Annotated in this window: 15 protein-coding genes; 1 reads left to right on the top strand and 14 read right to left on the bottom strand. The window is 42.8% G+C overall.

Going from position 1 to position 25,445, the window contains the following annotated elements; genetic code table 11:
* Positions 1-20: 20 nt before the first annotated feature.
* Complete coding sequence (locus FAY33_RS09030) at positions 21-734, top strand: 3D domain-containing protein (protein WP_143320894.1); 714 nt, start codon at positions 21-23, stop codon at positions 732-734.
* 60 nt (positions 735-794) lie between these two features.
* Here the strand turns inward: FAY33_RS09030 and FAY33_RS09035 are convergent, their stop codons facing one another.
* The 14 genes from FAY33_RS09035 to lepA form a co-directional block, all read right to left on the bottom strand.
* Positions 795-1,811, bottom strand: a complete 1,017-nt coding sequence (locus FAY33_RS09035) for a hypothetical protein (protein WP_143320895.1) — start codon at positions 1,809-1,811, stop codon at positions 795-797.
* 165 nt (positions 1,812-1,976) lie between these two features.
* A complete protein-coding gene (locus tag FAY33_RS09040) occupies positions 1,977-3,053 on the bottom strand; it encodes a DUF5305 family protein (protein WP_143320896.1) in 1,077 nt (358 codons plus the stop codon).
* Positions 3,046-4,236, bottom strand: coding sequence for a signal peptidase I (locus FAY33_RS09045; protein WP_143320897.1), 1,191 nt, complete (start codon positions 4,234-4,236; stop codon positions 3,046-3,048). The genes FAY33_RS09040 and FAY33_RS09045 overlap by 8 nt, the downstream gene beginning before the upstream one ends.
* Positions 4,200-4,532: a hypothetical protein gene (locus FAY33_RS09050; protein WP_143320898.1), complete on the bottom strand. Its 333-nt coding sequence runs from the start codon at positions 4,530-4,532 to the stop codon at positions 4,200-4,202. The genes FAY33_RS09045 and FAY33_RS09050 overlap by 37 nt, the downstream gene beginning before the upstream one ends.
* On the bottom strand, positions 4,525-5,253 hold the full coding sequence (locus tag FAY33_RS09055) for a SipW-dependent-type signal peptide-containing protein (protein ID WP_185967556.1): 729 nt from the start codon (positions 5,251-5,253) through the stop codon (positions 4,525-4,527). The genes FAY33_RS09050 and FAY33_RS09055 overlap by 8 nt, the downstream gene beginning before the upstream one ends.
* 1 nt (position 5,254) lies before the next feature.
* On the bottom strand, positions 5,255-5,908 hold the full coding sequence (locus tag FAY33_RS09060) for a response regulator transcription factor (RefSeq protein WP_143320900.1): 654 nt from the start codon (positions 5,906-5,908) through the stop codon (positions 5,255-5,257).
* On the bottom strand, positions 5,905-7,545 hold the full coding sequence (locus FAY33_RS09065) for a sensor histidine kinase (protein ID WP_143320901.1): 1,641 nt from the start codon (positions 7,543-7,545) through the stop codon (positions 5,905-5,907). The genes FAY33_RS09060 and FAY33_RS09065 overlap by 4 nt, the downstream gene beginning before the upstream one ends.
* Positions 7,546-7,581: 36 nt before the next feature.
* Entirely contained in the window at positions 7,582-8,106 is a 525-nt protein-coding gene (locus FAY33_RS09070) for a hypothetical protein (RefSeq protein ID WP_143320902.1), read from the bottom strand.
* Positions 8,107-8,222: 116 nt separating this feature from the next.
* On the bottom strand, positions 8,223-12,722 hold the full coding sequence (locus tag FAY33_RS09075; RefSeq protein ID WP_143320903.1) for a MucBP domain-containing protein: 4,500 nt from the start codon (positions 12,720-12,722) through the stop codon (positions 8,223-8,225).
* Between the two features lie 10 nt (positions 12,723-12,732).
* Positions 12,733-19,050, bottom strand: a complete 6,318-nt coding sequence (locus FAY33_RS09080) for a hypothetical protein (RefSeq protein WP_143320904.1) — start codon at positions 19,048-19,050, stop codon at positions 12,733-12,735.
* Positions 19,051-19,082: 32 nt separating this feature from the next.
* Positions 19,083-20,735, bottom strand: a complete 1,653-nt coding sequence (locus FAY33_RS09085) for a cell surface protein (RefSeq protein WP_143320905.1) — start codon at positions 20,733-20,735, stop codon at positions 19,083-19,085.
* Between the two features lie 350 nt (positions 20,736-21,085).
* Positions 21,086-21,976, bottom strand: coding sequence for a tyrosine-type recombinase/integrase (locus FAY33_RS09090; protein ID WP_243126662.1), 891 nt, complete (start codon positions 21,974-21,976; stop codon positions 21,086-21,088).
* Positions 21,977-22,347: 371 nt separating this feature from the next.
* On the bottom strand, positions 22,348-23,559 hold the full coding sequence (gene hemW, locus FAY33_RS09095; protein WP_143320906.1) for a radical SAM family heme chaperone HemW: 1,212 nt from the start codon (positions 23,557-23,559) through the stop codon (positions 22,348-22,350).
* Positions 23,549-25,363, bottom strand: coding sequence for a translation elongation factor 4 (gene lepA / locus FAY33_RS09100; protein WP_143320907.1), 1,815 nt, complete (start codon positions 25,361-25,363; stop codon positions 23,549-23,551). The genes hemW and lepA overlap by 11 nt, the downstream gene beginning before the upstream one ends.
* Positions 25,364-25,445 lie beyond the last annotated feature (82 nt).

The raw sequence follows: 25,445 nt of genomic DNA on the forward strand, positions 1-25,445 counted from the left end.
AGAAAGGAAGTATTTGTAACATGCAAAGAAGAAAACATATACACTTTATTTTGGGTTTTTTACTCATGATGGCATCTGTATTTCTAAGTACATTTGACGCTTATGCTTTTTCAATAACCGGGATCATCGACGGAGTTTATGACACTGGCATCCGGGGCTGGGCTTTTAACAGCTCTGATCCGGAATCAGAACTTGATGTGAAGGTAGTGATTACCAACCAGGCCAGCGGGCAGATTGTTTCAGAACTTCATACCAATGCGGCTTTACACCGGAAAGACCTTGCCGAACAGGGAAAAGGGACCGGCAATTACGGGTTTGAAGTAGAGGTTCCCTGGGACACTTATGGCGACGGTTCCTACTTAATAGAAGCCTATGGAGCCGGACAAAAGCTTTCTGGAACCCAGATACACGGGGTGGGAGCCGCTGCTGTCTCAACTCCTGCCCTGCGTTCTCTGGGAATCTTCCGTACCACTGCTTACTGCCCCTGCAGACAATGCTCCGGTAAATGGGGCGGACGGACCAGCACCGGCACCATTGCTTCTGCCAATCACACCATATCCGTTGATCCAAGAGTGATTCCTTATGGGAGCAGACTTATGATCGGGGGTGTAATCTATACCGCCGAAGACTGCGGCGGCGGCGTAAAAGGAAATCATGTGGATATTTATTTCAATACCCACGGAGAGACCAGAGCCTATGGTTCCCGTAATCTGGAGGTTTATCTGGTACAATAACAAACATACTCCCCTCTTTAACGGACATCTTTCTATCCACTTTAGAGGGGAGCATGAGAATTATTTTATATTCTGTTTGCTTAACCAGTTTGCATTTCCGCTGTCTTTTCCTGTATTGAACTGATCCCAGAGAAGATCTACAGAAATTGCCACACCTTTATCCTGGCTCAATGCGTCTTTTTGTGTATCTTCTGCATAACCAGCCTTATCTGTGCTTCCGGTTGTATAGACACCCTCTGCATCAGGGTCCATTGCTACCGCAATGAATAAATCCATACGGTTATCACTGTCTGGTGCACAAAGAAGATTGGATTCTGTAATAACTGCTTTAATCTCTTCATCAGACAATTTGTCTAACGCAGAAAGACGAAGGAAATCAACTTCACCAACCTTAAAACTGTTTGTCTCATCTGCAAGAGATTTACATAACTTAAAGATTCCCTTGCCATGGTCAGAGGTGTTGTAATTATAAGCTTCCTGATCAATCATCAATGCGATTCCAAGCATGTCCCTGGTTGTATCATTAATTTCCATTCCGTCAACGGCTTTTACGTCAAACTTCATATTGCCAAGCTTTGCCGCAATGGAGCCAACATTTAAGATATCCGTACGGAATGCCTGTGCGTATCCAGGATACATGTTTTTAACGGTAAGAAGAATATTGTCGCTGCCATCTACCTGTCCTTCCACATAGGGACCTACCGTCTTTTTGATCCTGGCCTTATCAACCAGTTCTGCATCAAATTCTACGTCGTTAAAGCCTTTGGAGCGGTTTTGGTAGGATTCAATGCTGCCGTCCTTTGCTATTTTATTATAAGCCTCACCCCTGGTAAAGAATCCATCGTCTACATATCCGGCATCGCCGATTCCATCTACAATGCTCCAGCCCCCATGCAGTACTTCACTGCTATACTGTGCATATAATCCTAAATCTGCAAATGTCACATCAAACTCTCCGGTTGTTGCTTTGGTGGTTACATTGAGTGTATCCGTCCAATATGCGTAACCAGTTCCAGTTAGAATCAATGACAGTGCCACAATTCCTCCTGCTAATGCCTTTTTTCCTGATCGTTTCATTCTCATCTCTCCTTTTTTCTACATGGATAAAGTAATATAAGATTCCTTAGATAACGTTATCTTCTCCAGTTCCAGTATGCCACATATGGTAAAAAAAAGAATCCCACTTTCGTAGGATCTTTTCTATTACCATATGCGATAAAACCGGTTGACCAAAGGAGTATTTTACCAGGGCGTGTCTGAAAACTGGTAGAGGTAAACGGTTTCTTCCTCCACTGCCCAGAAAAGTCCCCTTTCGGGAAGCCCTTCCTGATCCAGACAGTAGAATACGGGTCTGCGCACTTCTTCTGCCATGACCATCAGACTTTCTAAATCTTTTAGTTCCGTACAGTTGTCCATGTTCTCTTTGAAAACCACTTTTAGTTCCACCATTCTGGAACCATATTTCCTTAAAATTGCTTTTAGCCTTACCCTGCGGATCTCTTCCAGAGACGGCAGACGTACCAGAAAGATACAAATAATAAGGAGCATGATGCCGCCGGTTCCTGTCAAGGCAGATAACACAATGAACCCAGGATTTAGGGAGTTTTTTTCCACCGTTGTTTCTTTTAAGCTTCCTTCCAAAACTGCTTTATCCGGCTTTTGAATTTCATACAGACCGGCTCCATTTCCCAGAGGGATGGATATCTGATAGGAAAACTCTTTTTTATCGTTTCCAAATTCTGTTTCAATGGCAAACCAGCCGGAAAAATTGATGTAAAAATCTTTTGCTGTTGAAGTTCCAAGCGCCTGCTCTGCCATTCTGGTATATTCCAGCCAGGTCTCCGGATCAATGCTGCAGACGGCTTCCATGAAAGCCTGGTCGGAATCTTTTTGAATTCCCTCTCCCTGTAGAAGGGGAAATTGTTTGTCGTACACTCTTTTTTTACTTTCACCGCTGGTCTGATATCCTTCTATCATTCCAAAAACCTCATATGCTCCGGTAATACGGGCAGGACCAGAACCTTGTAACGCTGCTTTCATTGTCACTTCAATGGAGTCAGTCAGGCTTTGTGCATATACCTTCCCCTCTTCCAGCCACTGCTCCTGAAACAGCGGATTCTCTTTCAGAAAGACCCGGTAAGAGGAATCTGCTGTGACTTCATAAGAATACCTGGTCTGTTCCGTGGTATTGGTGCCGGGATCACACAGATTTTTTATCCCAGCCAGTGAAGTTCCCAAAAGAATCACACCTGCTGCCAGAAGCAGCGACCTGGTACTTTTTTGCAGAGGAATTTTTTTTATCTTTTTGCTTTTACTCATCGTCCGTTACTCCTTCCGGAATCTCCTCACCGCTTTTGAGCACAAGAATTGGTATCCCCGCTTTTGGTATGGATCCAACCACAATACCCTTTAAATCCTGTGGATCTACGGTTTCATTATCTGGTGACCGGTTATTGTCCCCTTTGGTCTGAAAAGATACGTTTCCCGCTTCATCCCGAAGCACTTTCGTGATTCGGTGTGTAATGGTAATGGGTCCTCTTGTAAAAGTAATGACATCTCCTGACTTTAACCGATATATCATCTCTTCCTGCTGGATCTTCTTGATCAGGACAACATCTCCCGGTTTAATATCTGGCTCCATACTTCCAGTTAATACAACGGAGGGATAAAGGGAGAAAACCCCTACACAAAACCAGCAAAATATCACGGACAGACCAAGGACCACAGTCTGTCTGACAACCCCTTTTTCCTGATCCGGCAGATGTTCTCCTGCCGCACTGGTACATCGGTCCTGGATATAAACAGCATAAAATACAGGAAAGGCGATTCCAATAACGCTGTCGGCAAGCCAGGAAAGATTGGGGAGAAAAGGGAAAATGCGCTGGAAAATCTGAATCATTCCAGAATAAAAAATCCCTGCCTTTGCACCTCCATAAAAAACAAGGACTGATAAAAGAATACTTCTGGAAAAAAGAGGTGCAACATCTTTTGCCAGAAAAATAAACCAGGTCTTGGCATCCGTCAGGGTGCCAGCCTTACTATAATTGATTTCAAGGACTGCCATGAAAACCGAAACCGCCCCAATAAACCAATGCCGGAACCTGCGGTTTCTCCACGCTGTTCCCATACCATATTCCCTTACCAGCTCCTTTGCCGAGGCACAGGGAAGAATGGAAAGGAAATGATAAAATATGCCGTACAAAGAATGGTCATAGGGGGAAGCTGCCAGTTCTTTTAGCAGCACCCCAAGCAAAAAGGACAGCGCCAGATAAATAATTGCTCCAGAACAGGCATATCCAACGGTCATATCCTTTAAGGACCATCCTCCCGGGGCATATACTCTGGGTATCCGAAACAGAACAAAACCTGCAATAAGCATAAACCCCACAGGTCTGGCATACATTCCAAAACCAATCTCTGAATGAACTGGAAGGAACGTAACCAGTGTGATACATAGAACGAATATCAGGCTGTAAAACCGGTAAGCTCTGCTCCAATCCATTGAGGTTCTCCCTTTGTTTCAACCGTGTCTGCTTCTGTCTCTCTCATTTCTTTTTCCTGCTCCTGCTTTTCTGGCTGATGTTCCTGTTCCTCCAGCTCTGGCTCTTCCTCTGACTCTTCCTCTGACTCTTGCACCACAATCTCAACTGGATAAAGCACGTTTACCGAAAGCCCAACCTCTAGTTTATCTCTCCAGTAACCATAAGAATAAATTCCTGTAACGATCATAAGAATACAAAAAACAAAGACAAATTTCATGTTCTTTTTCATTCCATCCACGCTCCTGTTTTTAATCATCTGGCTCCCCCATATTCTGGGACAGATAAAATGGTATTTCACATTGATAGGTCACTGCAATTCCTGCATCAAAATCCTCTGCTTCTTCTGCTTCTTCTGCTGATAGTTCTACCGTTTTATAAGACTGGATCAAATCGGTTACCAATTCCTGGCTTTCATCTGTAAGTTTCATATACAGACTTCCCTTTAACTGATCCGTCTCTTTCCATATCTCCTGGAACACATAAAAGCGAAGGGGGTTTTTATACAGATCCTGTTCCTCAAACTTATGGTCTTTTCCCGATATCTGAAGAGAGATATGAGAAGCTTCCATTGATACCTCAAAGTCAGGAATCTGGAAATCCGCTTCTTTTGGTTTCAGGTCTTCAAATGTGCTTCCTTCCTTTTTTTCCATGGAAAATTCAAATTTTATATAATTACCCTCCAGCAATTGGGCGGGAATTCCCCCTTCAAAGGAAACCCGGATTCCTTTTTTGTCATTTGTAAGTTCATAGGAAACCGACTGGTCTGGAATCTCTATGACAGAACCAGCTTCATCCACCAGACAGGCAGCTCTGTCTTCTTCCCCAACGATCATATCAAAAATACCGGTTGTGGCACTTCCTGTGACGGAAGTGGTATCGGTCCAGACGGCATATGTCCCTCCCATAATCCCAAGACCAACCGCCACTGTGCCTAAGGGTAACCATTTACGAAGAAACCTTTTCCTTTTTGTTTGCATGTCAATCCTCCCCTTCTGAATTCCCATATCCGTTACACCGCAACAACTGACTGTTTCTGTTTGCAAACAGCATGGCTTCCATCCTGCTTTTCATCTCCAGCTTGTTTAGGATACTGGTAACATGTTTTTTGGTAGTTCCTTCCGTAATAAAAAGATGCTGGCTGATGGTTCCATTGCCAAATCCACGCCCTATAAGAGAGAGAACTTCCATCTCCCTGTGTGTCAGACGGTCTATGAGCTGTTCTTCTTCGGATATCTGGTTCATCGCTTCCACAAGAGCCGGAGAATAAAACTTTCCGCCCCGTTCCACCACCTTCATTCCGTACATAATTTCATCAATAAAGGCATCTTTAAGTACAAAAGCATCTACCCCCAGCTTTCTTGCATAGGAAAAATCAGCCCGGGAAGAAGAGGATGTAATAAAGAACTTTTTGCTGTCAGAATTTTTCTTTACCAGCCATTCTAAAAAGTCAAACCCGCTTTCCCCCTTAAGATTTACATCAATAAAAGCCATTTCAATATCGTTTTCCTCCATACAGCGAATGGCTTCCCTGACACTGCCAGCCTGGCTGATCTTCTCCTGTGGACGAAGCATCTGTATCACTGCTTCCATTCCCTTTCTTGCCAGAGGGTGGTCATCTAAAATAAGTATCATACGCTATCACCTCCTTTTGGAAACCGGATGGATATAGTGCTGCCTTTCCCTGGCTCCGATTCAATCAAAAGCCTTCCATGGAACAGATAAACCATACGCTTTATACTGGTTAACCCCTTTCCCCCTAACGGCTCCTGTTTTTCTTCTTTAAAGCCAGTCCCATTATCCCGGATAATCAACTCAATTTTTTCTATCTCAAATCTTACCCTTACTTCCACCGTGGTTGCTTTTCCATGGCGGATTGCATTATTTACACACTCACAGATGATCCGGTAAAGGGCAATGCTCTGCCCGGTTGACATAAATGCAGACGCTTCCTCAATCGCTACTTCTATCCTGGTTCCGTATAACTCCTGGATTTCTCTCATGGACTGCTTTACCTTATTAACAAATGACTGCCCATCATGAGCCTCTAACTCTCTTCCGTAAATCGTCTCCCTCAGCTCTTTCATGATCATTTCTGCCCAATGGCGCAAGGTTTTAATCTCTTCCTTTGCTTCCGTTTCCGTCAGAGTCTCTATCTTCTGTTCCAGTATCTTAATCCGGCACACCAGTCCAAACAGTCTCTGTATGGCGGTATCGTGAATCTCATCGGCAATCCGGTTATGCTCTTCGGAAATAAGATAATTTTCCAATTGTTCCTGCAGCTCCATATTTTTAAAAAGCGCCTCTAAAATGCGAAGATAAAAATAATCCTGAGTACGGTCCTTATCCAGGTATTCCCCGAAAGGTCTTATCAGAATCAAAAGAGGAAACAGCCCTATACCGGAACTACTGATCTCATAGAACTTTCCGTCTGCTTCCACCCTTTTTTTGTCTATGGATTCTGTTAATATAAAATTATCTCTATTGACCAGATTCTCAGCGAGATTCTCCGGCATCTGGAGGTTGATTTTTCTCTTTATCTTTTTTCTTTCATCCACTTCTGCCAGAACACAGCCATAAGGCGCCAATGTTTTATGAAGAAATTTTTCTAATTCTTTCATAATTGATTCTCTGCCATTCATAACAAAAAAGTTATATATTTCATACAAATCTGTGATCTGATTAAGAGCCTGTTGATTTTTTTCTTTTTCCAGAATCAGGTTCCGGTTTAAATCTATTTGAGCTTTATGGTGCTGATCCTGGCGCTTCAAATAATAAAGCAGCGCATAAAACCCTTCTGTAACAAGTAAAATCCCAATACATACATTTAACTGCATATAAATGGACCATTCCCCCGGCTGTCTGCGAAAGCTGCCTGCCATTGCGCAAATCAGACACCATGCCACTGCCAAAAATACGGGAACAACCCGGCATTCAAAAGACATCATCAGGAAAAGACACCCCATATAGTACCAAAGATAAGGGCTTGAAAAACCACCGCTGAGAAAAATAAAGATACCATTTGCAAACAATTCCATGCCAACGGTAACCAGAAACCAGATGATTGCCCTTTCCTGAACAGACATCTTTGTATACAGATAATTTCCAAACACACAGGCACACAGCATTCCAGCCGCAATCACGCCCGGTCCCAATAGACCGGTTCCATGAAAATATGCAAAAAGCAAGTAGATGATTGTCAACAAGGTTATGGATATCATTCTATATTGGATGCAGATTGGAATGTATCCTGTTTTTTCTGTCTTTTCCATATGACACTCTTCTCCTATGAATGATGACTCAGTCTGTTATCTGACGGGTCTGCTTTCGTCGGGTCTTATGATAACTTCTTTTAACATACGCATCAGTTCCAGTGCACTCCGAAACATTATATATTGTTTCCCTGTAAGCTTTCCGATGACCCTGCCTTGCATACTGGCATTCTGGCGATGGTCGATCTTAATCATCAGAGTTTCCTTTGCACGAATGGCGCGGGAACTGAGAGTTTCACTTTCCTGTAACTGGATTTTTGCTTTTACAGGGATGTTATTTCTTCCTTTTGTTCGATACAAGTATTGGTCTGCCATTTTCTTATTTAAAAATCTGGGATTAAATGCAGGGTGAGGGCAGCCAATCCAGTCACAGATCTCATCAAGCTTTAATATAAGATCCCCAATCCCGGAAAATTGAACTGGCGTGTCTATATAACTGTTAAGAATCTCCCCATATAAATCTTCTCCCTTTTTTCCATGAAAACAGATAAGCATGGTACTGATCCGTTCTGCTTCCGTTAAACGGTGGCAGATTGTTTTGAGTTCATCACGTTTCATCATCAGTTTTTTCCTCATTTGTACTGTCTTTGTGTGAATAATCTTTCTAAAGAAAGGGAGAGTGAATATCTTTCCACTTTCCCTTTCTTACAATCAGTTGATTCCTATATCAAATTACATTATGGAGTTTCCGGTATCCATCTTCCATCCGCTTCCACATCATATCCGTCTGGAGTCCGTTCTTTTTGGTACATAGAACCAAGAGGCCGTTCTCCAAGACCTTTATAGATCCATTGGCCTGCTGCTTCCTGGTAATACCAGGTCTGCCGGCTGTTATTTTCTGTTAGATAATACCAATCTCCATTAATCTTCTGCCAGCCTGTGAGCATAACTCCGTTGACAAGACTGAGATAATACCATCTGCCATCATTTTCATCCAGATGCCAGCCTGTCTTTCTTTTTCCAAACCAGCCATCATGAAGGGTAGAAAGGAAATACCATTTGCCGTCTGAGTCATAATACCAGCCATTTTCCATAACTCCCTGCTGGTTAAAATGATAGGTTTCTATCTTGCTTGTTCCATTATGGAGATACTGGATATTTGCCCACTGGTCTTTTACTGCCGTTCCATCTGTTAAGACAAAGGACCAGATATGATTTTCAGAATCAAGCAGATTCCAGTGCCCATCCAGATCATTGGTGTATGTCTTATAAACTCCCACCCGATAAGCTCCCGGACCCAGACTTCCGCTAAAACCTTTTCCTGAGCTGCCTTTCGAACCTCCTCCAAAACCGCCTCCGGAGTTCCCGCCGCCAGTGCTTCCGCCGCTGGAATTACCTCCATTTTCCGAAGTTCCGCCGCCAGGTCTGCTGCCTTCTCCAGAATTTGATCCTCCTTCTGAACCCTCTTCGGTACCGCCTCCGCCTGTATGACCTCCATTTAAGACTCCGTCGACAATTTCTTTCAGGCTATGGTAGGCATCATTTAATTCCTCTACGGTTGAACGGGGCTGCCTGTCACGGACTTCCATGGCGTCTGTGATTGCCCTTTCCAGTGCATCTCTGTTTTCTTCACTGACTGTGCCATTGTTTTTTAATCCATTGGCAATATTGATCTGGTTATCCAGGCGGTCTTTTGCCTGCTGCCATAAAGAGTTATCTTCCTGTTCATACAGTGCATAAAGGGAAAGATCCTTTCTGACCGGCTGTGTAACATCATATAGCTGGGTTGCATTCATCTGTTTTCCAAACCCTTTAAATTCATATACAATTCCTGAATCAGGGTCTACATAATCTTCCATACAGGAAAGGTCCAGGTATCCGTCTGCGTTCTCAAAAGAAGTTCCTGATTGAACCTTTAAAATGCTTATGGTTCCTCTCTTTGGATCGGTAATGGTTACATGATGAGACTTTGAATAGGTAAGGATTAAAGTGTCTCCCACATTGGCATCAAACCAGAAACTTCCGCTGAATCCGGAATCCGGATCATTGGGGTCAGGGTACATAGAAACTTCTGTACACACCGGATCACTGTCTGCATCGGTTATACGAAACAGACGGTAATTCATATTTCCCTGAATGGTTCTGTCCATACCTGCATAAACCTGAATCTCTGGTGTGGAATTTCCGTCCTCCGGAACAGCCTTATTGATGTGGTCTACCTTTCTAAGCAGGTCAATATTTAGCACCCACGGAATCTTAATGCCATCTTCTGTCTCTGAAACGGCTCTTACTGCATTGGATTCTGTCGCAGTCGGAACACTCCGGCGCTGAAAACGAATCTCATAATCCACCTGATGGTCCGCTGAAAGAAGAGCCTGGTCTTCAGAATTTCCTGATAGCTCTGAACGTAACGTTTCTACCCGCTCTGCCTCCATATTTAAAGCAAATAACCCATTTTTCGGAGAATAATCTACAGAAGCACTGGAAGCGGTTGCAACATTTACAGGTTCATAAACCGCCTGCACAATCACATCAGAATCAGGAATTATGATTGTCTGACTCTGTCTGTCAGGATAAATGTTTACATTTCCAATAAGACAATTCCAACGTCTGAATGAATTTCCATCGGAATCAGTTTCAGGAGCTTTTATCTTTACCCGATCTCCCTTTAATACCTGAACGGAATCGGTTTCTTCTATACTTATAGAAACTCCATCCCGGTTAATCTCCGTTGCATATCCGCCGTTTAGCAGATATAGTGTATTGCTGTGTAAAACCTCCTGCTCTCCGCTTTCAAGGAAAATAGATGTTCCAAGAGGAAGTTTTTCAGCAGGAGTCTGATTTTCTCCTACCTGTCTTGCTACTGCTGTATAGAATTTACCTGACTCCAATCCGGAAACTGTAATTTCTCCTGTATCTCCAGTTGATTCCAACCAGCCTTCTTCTGCGCCTTCTGGCGTCCATAGGTTTCCTTCCCCATCTAAAAACGCATATTGGGTATGGGGAGCTGCCGGACGGATAAGAAGATTTTTGGTCCCTCCTTCCGCCTGGGATATGGAATAATTTCCTCCTAAGGTTTCGATTCCGACAGTTGCCGGCTGGCTCATCATGGAACCGTCTACCTGACTGGCTAAAGGCTGTCCTTTTACAGGTGCTGCCAATTCTGAAAGCTCATAAAGAGAATAATAAGAACAGGGATCCAAGGATACAAAATTCCTGTTTTGAAGCTGGAAACCAGTCATCACATCAATCACAATTCCTTCTGGGCTGGTGACTGCGTACTTTCTAAGGGGATTGGCTCCATTTACCCTGATTTCCCCGGTTCCTGCGCCTCCAATCGTTCCCTGCCCATCTGGAATGGATAAAATCCCATCATCAACGGCAATTGGAACAAATCTTGCTGTATAGGTCTGGCTGGAAAGAATCTGCATGGTGTTGTGTACCTGGTTATCATTTTCATCAAACCAGCCTGCAAACAGATACTGGTCTGATGGGACCGGTTCCGGCAGTGTTAAATCTCCAAAAACAGTACCCCGGGGTACATGAACAGATGGATTACCGGTTATTCCGCCGTGACTTCCCGCTGCAAATGTTAAATCATACCATTCATCCGGGTCTTCTATAAAGTTTGCATAAAGTTTTGTATTGCCATTGATTAAAATGTCACCAGAAAGCTTTGATCCGATCTTTCCTGTTCCTGTGTCATTGGCATAATACCAGCCATCAAATATATAATAATCCTGTGGCGATAGAATGATATGACCGGTTAGTTCCTCCAGAGTATAAGTACCAAGACTGAGAGATCTGGGTGAAATATCGCCAGTTAAATTTCCGTTGGCACTATTGTAATATTCAATTCTGCCCCAGTACTCTGGATTGCTTAAATCTTCGGTGTAAGTCAGGGTAATACTTCCTCCGACTATACCGGTGCGGAAGGAAAGCACATGTTGAGCTTCATCCAGATTTAAATCAGAGATTGTTCCTTCCCACTTTACATTGGGCGGGTATGTGTAACCTGGCTTCTCTGGAGCAGATACTGTCACGCTCTCAGAAGGTAACACAGACAGATTCTGCTGCTGATCCAGAATCTGATTGTGATTATCTACGGTATTGACAATTACACGAGTGGTGTAATCCGGATCAACACGGTATTCATATGTAATTACTACAGACTGGTTGGGCATAGTTCCAGAAAATCTATAGTCTGTATCAAATCTGCATCCTGCCTTTGCTGCAGAATAGATTCCCCTTGTATTTAGATCATCTATTGTTCCATACCCATCTTTTATCTGCGCTCCTGCCACATTGTAGGCAGGAATCTCTGACGGAGAAACAGAAAATGGGGTTTCTGCTGAATAAGCAAAGGACTCCGGACTTTTTATGGCTACTCCGTTCTGGTCCATATATTCCACGCGAAGTGTGAACTTTTTGGTCTGATCGGGTTCATACCGGTATGCAATCGTTAGATCGTCATTTGGCATCTGCCCTCTGACCGCTTTGGTGGAAGAATTAATTGATGCCGCCTCTTCCATGGTTCCTTCCCCGCTTTGATCTCTGAAACTCCGGATCCGATTGTTTTTTAAAAGAACTGATTTTAACTTATATCCTGGAATATTTCTTTTATAAGTGGCAGAAACCGGAGTATTGGCTGTTACAGACTGGGTCCAGCTTCCATCAAAAAATCCGATGATCTGGCTGTCTTCTGCCTGAGGCCATGCAAGCGGATCTGTTCCTTGTGTAATCTCATCTCTCTGAGAGTTAAAATCACGGTAGTGCATTACGGTAAAATCAAAGGGTGTGCTGTTATTTCCTTCCCAAACCGCTTTATAGGTTGTTTTATCCTGATAGGGAAATGCGAATGGCAGATTCAGCATTTTATTTCCATCTTCATTGTACCAGCCGTTAAAGGTGTATCCGGGCCACTCCACTCCAAACTCGGGAAGTCTCGGTCTTGGACCAGAACCTCTGTCCTCGGTATCAATTCCAGAAAAACCACCCGATTCTGTCAGGGGATGCCCCGCTTTGCCAGTGGCATAGGAAATCCCGTTTTCATCTTTGGGCATTTCTGCATAAGTGGAATAAGACAGATCCGGTCCCCATTGGGGATCAAATTGAAGGACGGAATCGTCCCCATATTCAAGCTGTGCCGCCGCCGCAGGCGGTGCCGCCATGGCTGTTACCATGGCGGCAGTTAAAAGCCATGCCGTCAACACCTTTCCTTTTCTTTTGTTTCTCATTGCTTCCTCCTTACTGCATTAAGGCTCCGTCTGTGTTTACATGGTATCCATCCGGTGTCTTTTCATTTACATACATGGAACCAAGTGGTTTTTCTGTATTATTTTTAAACACCCACTTTCCGGTTGCCAAATCATAGCCATATGTCTCCATGCTGTTTTGTGCGGTAAAGTAATACCACACACCATCAATATTTCTCCAGCCCTTTGCCATGATTCCGGTATCCGGGTCCAGATAATACCAGCGGTTATCTTCCACACTGTGGTACCAGCCTGTTTTCATCTTTCCAAGGAGTCCGTCCGCTTTTGTATTACAATAATACCAGTTAAGCTTTTCATCCCTGAACCAGCCATAATCCATAATTCCGTTGTCATTAAAGTGATACCAGCCATTCTGGTTCAAATCACCAGTTTTGTAATCAAGCTTTGCCCACATTCCGGTCAGCCTGATTCCTCCGTTTAACACAAAGCTCCACCGATCATCTGCTCCTTCAAGCTTTTCCCAGTTTCCATTGGTACCCACTGTATAATGTTTCTCCAACGTCGGATTATGGGGTTTGACACTGGTTCCTTTTCCGCTTCCGCCGCCGCCTCTGCTGCTGCCTCCCTTATTGCCAGAATCCTGGATTACCTCATAATGGTTATAACGCTTGTCAAGAATCTTTTCCAAAGGTCTGGTTACACCAGTCAGCTGATGAATCGCATCTGTTAATTCTTCTGCTGTGGCTTTTGGGGCGGTTCTGTCAAGAATATCCAGTGCATCCTCGATTGCACGTTTCAGCTTCTCGGTTTCCTTTCGTGTCAGGAAGTGATCATCACTCATATCAATGGCTTTTTTCACTTCCTCTTCTAACTCATTTCTGCCCTTATTTACTTCTTTGTGATTATCTTTATAGTAGGCATACACATAAGTTTTTCTGTTTATCTTATTGTCAGGATCAAACGCTTTGAGCTTGTCATCCCGGTAGCTCCAGTCTTCAAAGTTGTACTCAATTCCATCTTCGCTGATATAAATATCTGCCGGTTCTTCTACCTGTGCATATTCAGAGGAATAATATCCATCTCCTGCCGCTTCTCCCTTTCTTACCTTAAAATAATACTGGTATTTTGGAAGAACTGTCTGGTTTAAGAAGTAGAGCCTGTATGCCTTGGAATAAACAAACACATATCTGCTTCCTGCTTCCGCATAAAAAGTAAATAAACCGCCAGTCTCTTCCGGATTGTCTGACATTGATACCGGCTCTGCCTGCATGGATCCATCGTCCGGATCTGTTACAATCCGGTATAGCTGATAATCCATCATATCCACATCTTCTTTATCCAACTGAACATAGGTAGAGAATTGAGCCTGGGATGGTGTGGCAATCTCTGTCTTTCTCCCGTTTACATACCGTTCAATATCTACATTCAGTCCAAATGCTCCCTTGTATGCCTGGCTATGGCTGTTATCATAGGAAGCAGAGGATTTTACTGCATTGGATTCGGTCGCTTTTACTTTGTTCTTTGTATACACTACTTTGTAGGTTACATCTGCATGGTTTTCATCCAGCAGTGTGCGGTCTTTTTCTGTTGTCAAAACCTCTTCCAGTCCTGATACCTCGTCAGGATTCAGGGCAATCTCATCTCCCCGTCCTCCCCGGACTTCATCGACTACTGCTGCATTGCTTGGAGTTGCTGCCGGACGGCTATAATAAGCAGTAAATACCAGATTGGTATCAGGCATTTCAAAAGCCAGTTCTCTGGTTCTTATCTTTCCACCAAATCCTGGAACCGTTCCGATTGTTATCTTCCAATAGTCAAATTGTTCGTCAGCATCATTATATTCCCGGGCTGTAAGAACCACCTGATCTCCTTTGTGGGCTTCTTCATACCGTTCTGTTCCAATCTGCTGACCATCAACACTGGTTACCGTTCCATATATGGTTTCGATAATATACTGGGGAATATCCAGTGCTCCGCCTGGATCTGTAACAATTGCTGATCCGTCTGGTCTTCTGCTTTCAGGAGTAATTTCTTCCACTCCTTTTGGTCTGGCTACAACAATGTATTCCTCATCATAATTTAAACCGCTAAAAGATATGGTTCCTGGATTTCCTTTGACAGACTGCCAGCCGCTTTCTTCTGTTTCCGGTGTCATTACCACCTGTCCATCCTTATCTAAAACTGCATAATCGGATTTTTTATCCGCCGGTTTTATCACCAGTTCTGTCTTTCCGTCATGTGTCTCATCGTAAAGAATCTGATAGTTGGTATCCACTACTGGTGTTAAAACTTCCACCGGATCACTGATGACTCCCTCAATCTCTGAAATTTTATTTTCTGGTGAAGCCTGAACATTGCCTGCTGCCTCATATACCAGATATCTGGCTCCAGGGTAAAGAGAATCAAAATAAACTCTTCCTGAAATGCTTCCTCTTTCCACCAATAGAATGTTCCCGTCTAAATCAGTGATAATATACTGATAACCAGGTGAGGTGTTATATATAACAACTTTTCCTTTCCCTTCCCCATTTAGACCTGCCATCGCATCCGGAGGTGCTACATCGGTTCCAAAAACTCCAGGATCGGGATAAAAATGTATGGTGTAGGTATGTCCATTTTTTAAGACATCATGATCTTCCACTTCTGCATCTCCATCGTACCAGCCATCTGGCAGATAATTGGCTTCTGGTATATAAGCAGGACGCTGATCTGAAATATCTTCCCATTTCATATCGTACTTCACGTGCAGAGACTGAGCGGCACTCTCTAAAAGCGCTCCATGCTCTCCTGCTGCAAATGAAATATCAATCCATTTTTCCGGATCTTCTTCAAATAATGCAGTTACAGCCGTGTCTTCTGTAAAACGGTAATCTTCTGCTAAAATCTCTTCTCCGTTATCCAGCTTTCCATTCTGGTTGCTGTCCACAAACCAGCCTGCAAACCGGTAATAGGAATCTGCCTGAGGTTCTGGAACCAGATGTTTTTCTTTCACTTCGCTCCAGGTATAGCTGTCTGCCTGTCCCTGCAAAGATCCATCATTTTTCAAAACTCTGGTTTTATATGTTTCATTTCCGCCAGACTGAACATCAGAGGATGTATCATTTCCAACCGTAATAGTTCCGTTCAAACCTGCATGATAGGTAATCTGTACCCATTTTTCAGAAACTCTGTCGTAATAATAGAATACCGACAGATCATTATTTGGCATGGTTCCTGTAAAATTGCTGGCTCCGTCAAAACTTCCCTGTCCGTTTGGCACTGCGGCAGCCCGCTCCAGACTGTATCCATATAATTCCTGGTAGTCTGCACGAACCTGGACGTCTGCTTTTTTCTTCTGGATGTCCGGTGCCAGAACATTTCTCAAACGATTGTCCGTGGTCCCGTTATCCTTATAATTGACTGCAAAGTTATATCCCTCTTCTGTTGCTTCATATATATAGGTGATTTCTACAGGCTGATTTGGCATAATTCCTGTAAAACGGCTGTTGCTGTCAAAAGTTCCCTGTACTGCACTGACAAGATGACCATCTGTGCTGTCACTTTCATTGCCTCCAGTGATCTCTGCAGATACCAGCCGGTATCCATAAACATCAACTGGAGAAGCAGTAATCTCATCCTCCGGGAAATAGCTGGTTGTATTCGGAGCATGAACCACAGTCTGACTCTCTGTGATATACTGCACGTTCAGATCAGATCTGGCGTGGGGATTACTGCGGTCCACCTTATAGCCAAACCGAACTGCCGCATCCTGCCCCGGCATCCTGCCTTCAAAACTTCCGGTACCTCCATGAAATGTTCCCACAGGTTCAGCACCCAATCCGTTGTAATCATACTCTGCCGGACTTGTAGACGAATCTTCCAGGCTCCATATATATCCATGAATGTTCTTTTTCTGTGACTGAATCTGGGCTTCTACGGAATAAGCATGTTCTGTCGTTCCGGACTGAAACACAATTGACCCATTCTGATTGGTATAGCTCACTGTGTAATGAAACTTTACCGCAGGATCTGCTTCCCATATTGCATAATAAGTAATTGGCTCTTCCTGGAACACACTGGGCAGTGCTGTGATAATCTGGGGCTCCGTCTGGCTGTTTACCTTACTCCAGCCTCTAAAAATATAGCCATACCGGCTTACAGTTGGAAGAAGCGCATTGACACTGGTCCCTGCGGTTCCTGTCAGAGTTTCCTGCTGGGGAGTTCCCCCATTGACTACAAAAGCAATGGAAGCTTCCACTCGGGTGTATTCATAAGTAACCACAACATCCTGAGCCGGCATGAATCCGGTTATGCTGCCATACTCATTTTCTTCCTCTACAGGAACAAGTAAGGTCTCATCCCCCTGTTCAATCTCAATCCCGGTCAGTTCATAACCAGGTATTTCGGAAGGTTTAGAAATTAAAACCTCCTGTCCGCCACCAAAGGATTTTGGAACAATCTCTGTACTTCCGTTTACCGTTCCTCCTGTGGAAGCATCTCTGGTGATAAAGCTGATGGTATACCCATTACGTTTTAAAACCGTATGGTTATTGTTATTTAAAACCGAGGACCCTACTGTTGCAAAAATCCCGGACATATTGCCGGTATCTCCATCTGCAAAGAAGTTATCTGCAAAAGGACAGGCAGATATACTGCCAGGATAGTTGGCAGATGGAACCGCAATCACTACCTCCTGGGATTGTTCTGTTGTCTCCCCTACGGATGCAGCCGGAACCTGTCTGGTTGTAACTCCTATGAGGGAAGACCCAAGATCCCCCTCTACGGTTATGTACTTTCCTTCCGCCAGAATAACATTCGCCTTTTCTCCTGCCTGATTCACATTATCTGCAATCTGTATCTGATTTATTGCTGTAAATTTCCCAGAGCTGTCAAAATAAACTGCTCCGGCTCCTGCAGAGGTATTATTGGAAATTGTGCCGGAATTCATTCTAAGGCTGGCACTTCCGGTTACATTGATTGCGCTTGCAGTTGTCGAATCTGTTACTTTATTTCCTGTAAGAGCGGCTCCTGAATTAATCTGAAGTTCCCCACTTACTGCGTTGATCAGAGGATAACTGCTTTCTACCCCATTCCCATCTAATGTAATATTATTAAATCCCAGCTTTACCTGATTGGAATTTATTATAAACATGGGACCCCTGGGTTCGGAAGCTCTCTTTAAACCCACATTCTCGGAAATTGTCGAACCGTTTTCGTCAAAGTTGCTGCTTAGTACTGTAATGTCCGTACCTGCTGCATTGGGCACCTGGATAGGATCCTGAATGGGGGCATAATCCATGATATAGATATACCCTCTTTTTCCCTGGAGCTTTGACATGGCATAATCAATGGTTGAAAATGGCTCTGCAAAAGAACCATCACGGGAACTACTATTTTCTCCTCTCTGGGAGGATACATAATAGGAAGTTGGACGAACCGTATAAGCCACACGGCGATGGGCAACTTCGTAAGGACGGACATCCACTTTCCAGGAATAAGCAAAGGCAGAATCCACATATCTATTTGGATTATTTAAAGCATTTGCTTTAATATCTTTTGTTGAGTTAAATTCACTTTTATTTTCTTTAAACACATAATGCTCATAACCTCTGTTTTGATATACAGACTGGAACTCATCTGGCTGTGTAATCAGGTGATTACACTGATAAGTGGTGCTGTATGCTCCTATCCAACGTTTGACTCCCCATTCATCCCCATAGATTCTCAGTTCGGGATCATTGGTGATACATTCAAAAGTAGCCATTGCATCAGTACCATCTTTTCCGTTTACCATATAAAAACCTTCTCTGCTTCCAAAGGTTCTTGCCAGATCTGCGCCGTCATCATCTCCAATCTGGACATCGGCAGTCGTACCAATATACATGGTTTTTGTTGTCAGATTCTTATTATAGATGTAATAATCTACAAATACATATTGTCCATCCGGACTGCTGTCAGTCTTTACAGAAACCTCCATATTGGGGAATTTCTCATGAGTGTCTGGAAATTCCATAACTCCCCCATTGTATCTCCCCTGATTGGGTATATAAGTAATTTTCCCCTCCTCCAGGGTGGAGTCGTTTATGTAGGTGTGATACCCCTTAAAACCATATACAGTCTGGAGAACCCTGGAATTATCTTGTTCGTAGTTATACACTCCGCTTTTCTTAATTCCCACCAGATCAAACTTGGCTCCATTATCTTTCTCAGCCCAGATTGTATTGTCATTATGACCATTTGCAATTCGGTTATTGTCAATTTCTGTCGAGGCATATACTACCATCTCCCCTTTTGCAGGAAAGCCGCCTAAAACAATACAAAAAATCAGAATTCTTGCGATTATCCGTCTGATATCTGCTTTTATACGCACTCCGTTTTTCCTCCTTTGTACAGTCCTTTTTGTCAGAAATTCAAACGTTCTTCTGAAGGAAGACTCTCTATATCAGGGTCCATTCCATATCCTGTAATCATGCCTTCATGGTATGGATTCTTTTTGTGATCTCTGTCATAATGGTAAAAACCAGTTTCTCCTGGTATGCTTCTCCATCTTGGTTTCTGCTCATCTTCCACTCTTGCTGCAAACCGGTTATTCAGGATTATGAGATACGCACCATCTTTATCACGTACAACCTTTTTCTCACCTTTTACGATTTTTCCGTTTTGGTCCACTACCTGATAATAGGTTTCCTGATCTGTCTCTATTTTCACTACACCATATCCGTATTCTTTCTCTGCTTCCAGTCTTAAACCGTTGATATAGTATTTATCCTCTTTTTTCTGCAGCCTGTTTTTATTTCCATATGCTTTTCCGTTACTGGAAAATCCAAATGTAAATACTCCGTCTGCAAGTTCAACTTTTATTTCTTTTCCTGTCTGCATGGAGCCATCGTTTAACTCATCGGGAGCGAACAGATACAGGTCTGATTTTTCAATGCCGTAGAGGGTGCCTTCTTTATAAGCATTGGAATCCCATGCTTCCACATCATACTGGGCAACAAATTCTGATTTCCCGTCAAACAACACAAAACCGGTTCTCATTCTGCCAATTCCGTCAAAAGCATAGCTTTTTCCATTGATATTACGAATCCGGTTCCGATACACTTCCCCTTTTTCATCGGTGTACCACCAACTGGATTCCTGATCATAATAATCTGCTGCATCCAGATTTTCTGACGGATACATAAAAAACCACTGGCTGCGGAATAATTTTCCTCCGTCATAACCGGAATAGTACCTGGCTGATGTAGAGCTGGTAGGATTGCTTTTATCTGCATTGCTGACTGATGCCACCTTGCTCCACCATGGAATCATGATTCCGTTTTCATCAAAGCCATAGGAAGACCCGTTAATGTTCTTCTGGCGAAGGGTATCGCCTTTGGCTGATATCTTTCTGGAATTATCATCAAAATAAATCCACATTTTTTCATAGTCCGAATAATTCCGTCCTGTCACATGGCTATCCAAATCAGAACCGCCAATTCCATGATCAATATTTCCATAATCCATCCACTGCGCTGTATAAAGAGCACCGTCTGTATCAGAATAATAAACACCTTCTGCAAATGGCTGGTCAGATTCGTCCACGCTATGTCCATCTTCATCAAGCCAGCCTGTCAGCATAAGCCCTTCCTCGTCAAAAATATAAGTCTTTCCATTGATCTTTTTCTTGAAGCTGTTATTTTTCCTCTGATATGCTTTTCCATCGGAACCAAAATAATACCAGCCCTCTGAAATAGCTTCACTCTGGCTTTCAGACCGGGCGATCCAGATCCAGCTATTTTGAACCATCTTCCCAACCGCATCCACATAATAATTGGCATTTCCCCATTGCAGAAAGCTGTTTTTTAAAATCTTGCCTTCTTCCTGCAAATAGTACCAGCTATCTTTAGACTGCTTCCAGCAGTTGGTCATTGGCTGGTCATGAGAATCAAGATAGGACCATTCCCCATTCTCTGATTTCCATCCTTCCGCCGCAAAAACTTGTCCGTTAGAAAAACACTCCAAAAAAAGAACAGAAAGTGCGAAAGCGGTTAAAACGCTTAACTTCTTTTTCATTGCTCATTAGTACCTTCCTTTCTCTTAAGTTACATCTATATAAATTCCTTTGCAGGAAGTTTTTTCCAAATTATGGAAATATTCAAGAAGAAAAGAGTAGTTTTTAATGAACAACAACAGAATTCCTATTTTGTTGTAAAATAAATCAAAAAAATATCCAAAAACCTTACAACAATAAAAGTTTTTGGATGTTAATTTGATTCTATATGCACGACAAATAGGCTGGTTTTTCATAATAAACGTAACCAGCCTGTTTCCTATATTCAATTTTTTAAAAATGTGAGTTTTTTAAGAAAAATAGTGGGTTTGGGTTCTAAAATATGGTGGAATAATCTGAGAAGGAAGACAGACTACAACAAAATAGGAATTCTGTTGTCAACCGGAAGAAGAAGCCGCAATTTCTCTAACTGTCTGACGTGGCTATAACCGCTTTCGATGGTATAAATCCGGGTTGTATTCACATTGCTGTGCCCTAATATATCTGCAAGTCTTGATAAATCTTTTTCCAGATTATAATACGTTCTGGCAAATAAGTGACGTAAATTATGAGGATATACTTTATCCTTTACGATCTGCGCTTCGCTGCATAAACCTTTCATGTCCCGCCATATATTACTTCTGTCCAATGCAGTGCCATTTCGTGTAATAAAAATCATACCGTTTTGTATCTGTTTCTTTTTTGCATATTTTAATAACATATCACAAAGAGTACCCGTAAGAAAAACAGTCCGTACCTTTCCCTTACAGTCCACTTCTGCTTTGCCCTTTTTTGCTGCCTCTACGGTAATAAACTGTAGCTCAGATACACGGATTCCAGTGGAACAGATCGTCTGCAGCAAAAGTGCAAGTCTCTCCTTCCCATTACGGTATGCAGTTTTTACCAGTTTCTGATATTCATCTTTTGATATTTCTTTATTTTCAGAACAGAAAGTATTGCGGTTCACTTTTAAAAACTTTGTCTTACAGTCTAACCATTTACAGTAAGTAAAAAATCCATTTAAAGCGGACAACGCTCCATTGACAGTGACCGGCGCAAAATGTTCTCTTAAAGAACCTTTCCATAAAATCACAATCTCTTTGTTTACAGATCTGCCGTTTAAATAGTTCATAAAAGAACAAAGATGATACCGGTATCTTAAAATGGTATCTTTGCTCTTTTCACAACCATGCAGCCATGTACAATATTCTTCAATCAACGAATCCGTTACGAATCTATTTTTATGTATACGGGTTTTTCCCACTTTGACCTCCTACTAAATGAAAAACAGAAACCATCCTGTAAAATCCAACAAGAAGATTTCTGTCCTTATGATAAAACGAGAATTGCCCAAAATCATCAGCTTTTCGTACCTTGCATTTAAAATCCGCTTTATTATATAATCAGACAAAAAGCAGTGCTTCTATCTTCGTTGTAATCAGGTTATTCTATATATTTTTTTATTCCACTTTTTCTTTCTTATTCACACACATCTTATATCCTACTGCATGTTAAGATTTTTTAACGTGAAATGTTCCGAATACCCTCTTATTTGTACTGAATAATTGTCCGATTGCAGATTTTAATAAAACACGAAATCCTGCCCATGATACAAGACTGGACCTTCCCGGTTATTTAAAATAAAAACTGGCTCATAACGTAATTACTGACATCAATCCCCCTGGGAGTGAGCCGGTAATAGCCGTCTTTCAATTCCATCAATCCTAACTCATTCATGGAATCTAAAACTTTTCCATACACACTTCGTATGTTCTGACCAAAATTGCTGATAAATCCATATGCAGAGATTCCAGAAGTGAGGCGAAGCCCCAAAAACATATACTCCTCCATCTTATCTTCAATGGTCAGTCTTTCAAAATCTCTCATGAGAATCTTATTCTCCCCCTCCTGATCCAGGTTTGTGCTGATATATTCTTTGAAATCAGAAGTATTATGAAACCGGCATCCATCAAGATAAGAAGAAGCTCCAAGCCCAAGCCCAAGATAGGAAATTCCGGTCCAGTAACCGATGTTGTGTCTGCACTCATATCCTTTTTTTGCATAGTTGGATATTTCGTACCGCTCATAGCCCTGTTCCTTTAAAAAATCCTGGGTCATATAATACATGGTTCGCTCTGCATCTTCATCCGGCAGAGGGGGAAGTGCCATTATCTGGTGACGCTCCGCCTTTGTAAGGTCATCTTCCGTATCTTCCACATGGCTCCCGTACCGCTCATAAAATGGGGTTCCTTCTTCCACAATCAGACTATAGGCAGAGATGTGCTCGGGCTTTAACATGGTTACTTTCTTTAATGTATTCTTCCATGATTCCACGGTCTGTCCCGGAATGGCTGAAATCAAGTCCACATTTACATTGTCAAAGCCTGTCTTACGGACTCTTTCATAACTTTTTAAAAATTCGTCGTAAGTATGGATTCTCCCTAGATTCTTTAGTTCCTGATCATCTGCTGACTGCAGTCCTATGCTGATCCGGTTCACTCCTGCTTCTTTATAGGAAGAAAGCCCTTCTAAGGTAACGGTTCCGGGATTCACTTCCATACTGATCTCCGCTTCCGGAAGAATGGAAAAATGTTCCTTTAGTGATTGAAGAAGAAGTACCATATACTCAGGTTTTAATACGGAAGGAGTACCTCCTCCGAAGAATACACTGATGACCTGGTATTCTCCGGTGCCAGCACTCCGGACCTCTATCTCTTTTAACAGTTTTTCCGTGTACTCCCACTGCATCCGGTCATTCCCCGAAAAAGAAAGAAAATCGCAGTAAGCACATTTGCGTGCACAAAATGGAATGTGCACATAAAGCTCTAAATTCTTTTTATTCATCATCTAATTTCAGTACGCTCATAAATGCCTTCTGCGGTATCTCTACATTACCGATCTGGCGCATACGTTTTTTACCTTCTTTCTGTTTTTCAAGAAGTTTTTTCTTTCGTGATATATCGCCGCCGTAACATTTTGCAAGAACATCTTTTCTCATTGCCTTCACAGTCTCACGGGCAATAATCTTTCCGCCCACGGCTGACTGTATGGGAATCTCAAAAAGCTGTCTTGGAATCTCATTCTTTAACTTCTCACACATTCTTCTTCCTCTGTCATAGGCAGATTCTGCATGGACGATAAAGGAAAGGGCATCCACTTCTTCCTTGTTCACCAGAATGTCCAGTTTAACCAGTTCCGAACGTTCATAGCCTTTCAGTTCGTAATCAAAGGAAGCGTAGCCTTTGGAACGGGATTTTAAAGCATCAAAGAAATCGTAGATAATCTCATTGAGAGGCAGTTCATACCTTAAAAGTGCCCTTGTTGTCTCCATGTATTCCATGCCAAGATATACCCCCCTGCGTTCCTGGCACAAGGTCATGATGGCACCCACATACTCTGTAGTTACCATGATCTCTGCCTTGACAATGGGTTCTTCCATGTATTCAATCTCGGTTGGGTCAGGAAGATTAGATGGATTGGTAAGCTCCATCATCTCGCCATTTCTCTTATATACACGGTACACAACACTGGGGGCTGTGGTTACAAGATCTAAATTATATTCCCGTTCCAGACGTTCCTGAATTACTTCCAGATGCAGAAGTCCCAGAAATCCGCAGCGGAACCCAAAACCAAGTGCCAGAGATGTCTCTGGTTCAAAAAACAGGGATGCATCGTTTAGCTGAAGCTTCTCGAGTGCCTCACGCAGATCGTTATAGCGCGCCCCGTCCGCCGGATAAAGTCCGCAGTAAACCATGGAGGTAACCTTCTTATATCCTGGAAGAGGAGTGGTACAGGGTCTGTCCGCATGAGTGATGGTATCTCCAACGGCAGTATCCTTTACATTCTTTATGCTGGCTGCCAGATAGCCTACCATGCCGGCACTCAGCTGATCACAGGGGATAAACTGACCGGCACCGAAATATCCGACTTCCACCACGTCCTCCACCGCACCGGTTGCCATCATACGCACTTTGTCCCCTTTTTTCAGTGTTCCTTCCTTTACACGGAAAAACACAATAACGCCCTTATAGGAATCATAAAAAGAGTCAAAGATCAGAGCCTGCAAAGGGGCATCAGGGTCTCCCTCAGGCGCAGGAATCTTCTCCACAATGGCATCTAACACAGCTTCCACATTCAGTCCGGTCTTTGCAGAGATCCTTGGTGCATCATGGGCCTCAATTCCGATTACATCTTCAATCTCCTGCACAACCCGCTCAGGATCGGCACTTGGAAGATCAATCTTATTGAGAACCGGAAATACATCAAGGTTATGATCCAGAGCCATATACACATTGGCAAGGGTCTGGGCTTCAATTCCCTGAGAAGCATCTACAACTAAAATTGCACCGTCACAGGCTGCAAGGCTTCGGGAAACCTCATAGTTGAAATCCACATGACCCGGGGTATCAATCATATTAAAAATATATTCTTCGCCGCTTTTTGTCTTATAAATGGTACGGACAGTCTGGGCTTTGATGGTAATTCCCCTCTCCCGTTCCAAGTCCATATTATCGAGAACCTGTGCCTGCATCTCCCTGCTGGTCAGCAGTCCGGTCTTTTCTATAATCCTGTCTGCAAGGGTTGACTTCCCGTGATCAATATGAGCGATAATACAAAAATTTCGTATCTTATTCTGCTGGACAACTGCCATAAAGTAACTCCTCTTTTCTGATGTTTCTAAATAAATTATATCTATAAAAATATACCATTAAAACCGTCAATTGTCCACTGGG

Origin of the sequence: Clostridium sp. HBUAS56010, from assembly GCF_007115105.1 — a bacterium.
Classification (GTDB): domain Bacteria; phylum Bacillota; class Clostridia; order Lachnospirales; family Lachnospiraceae; genus Lacrimispora.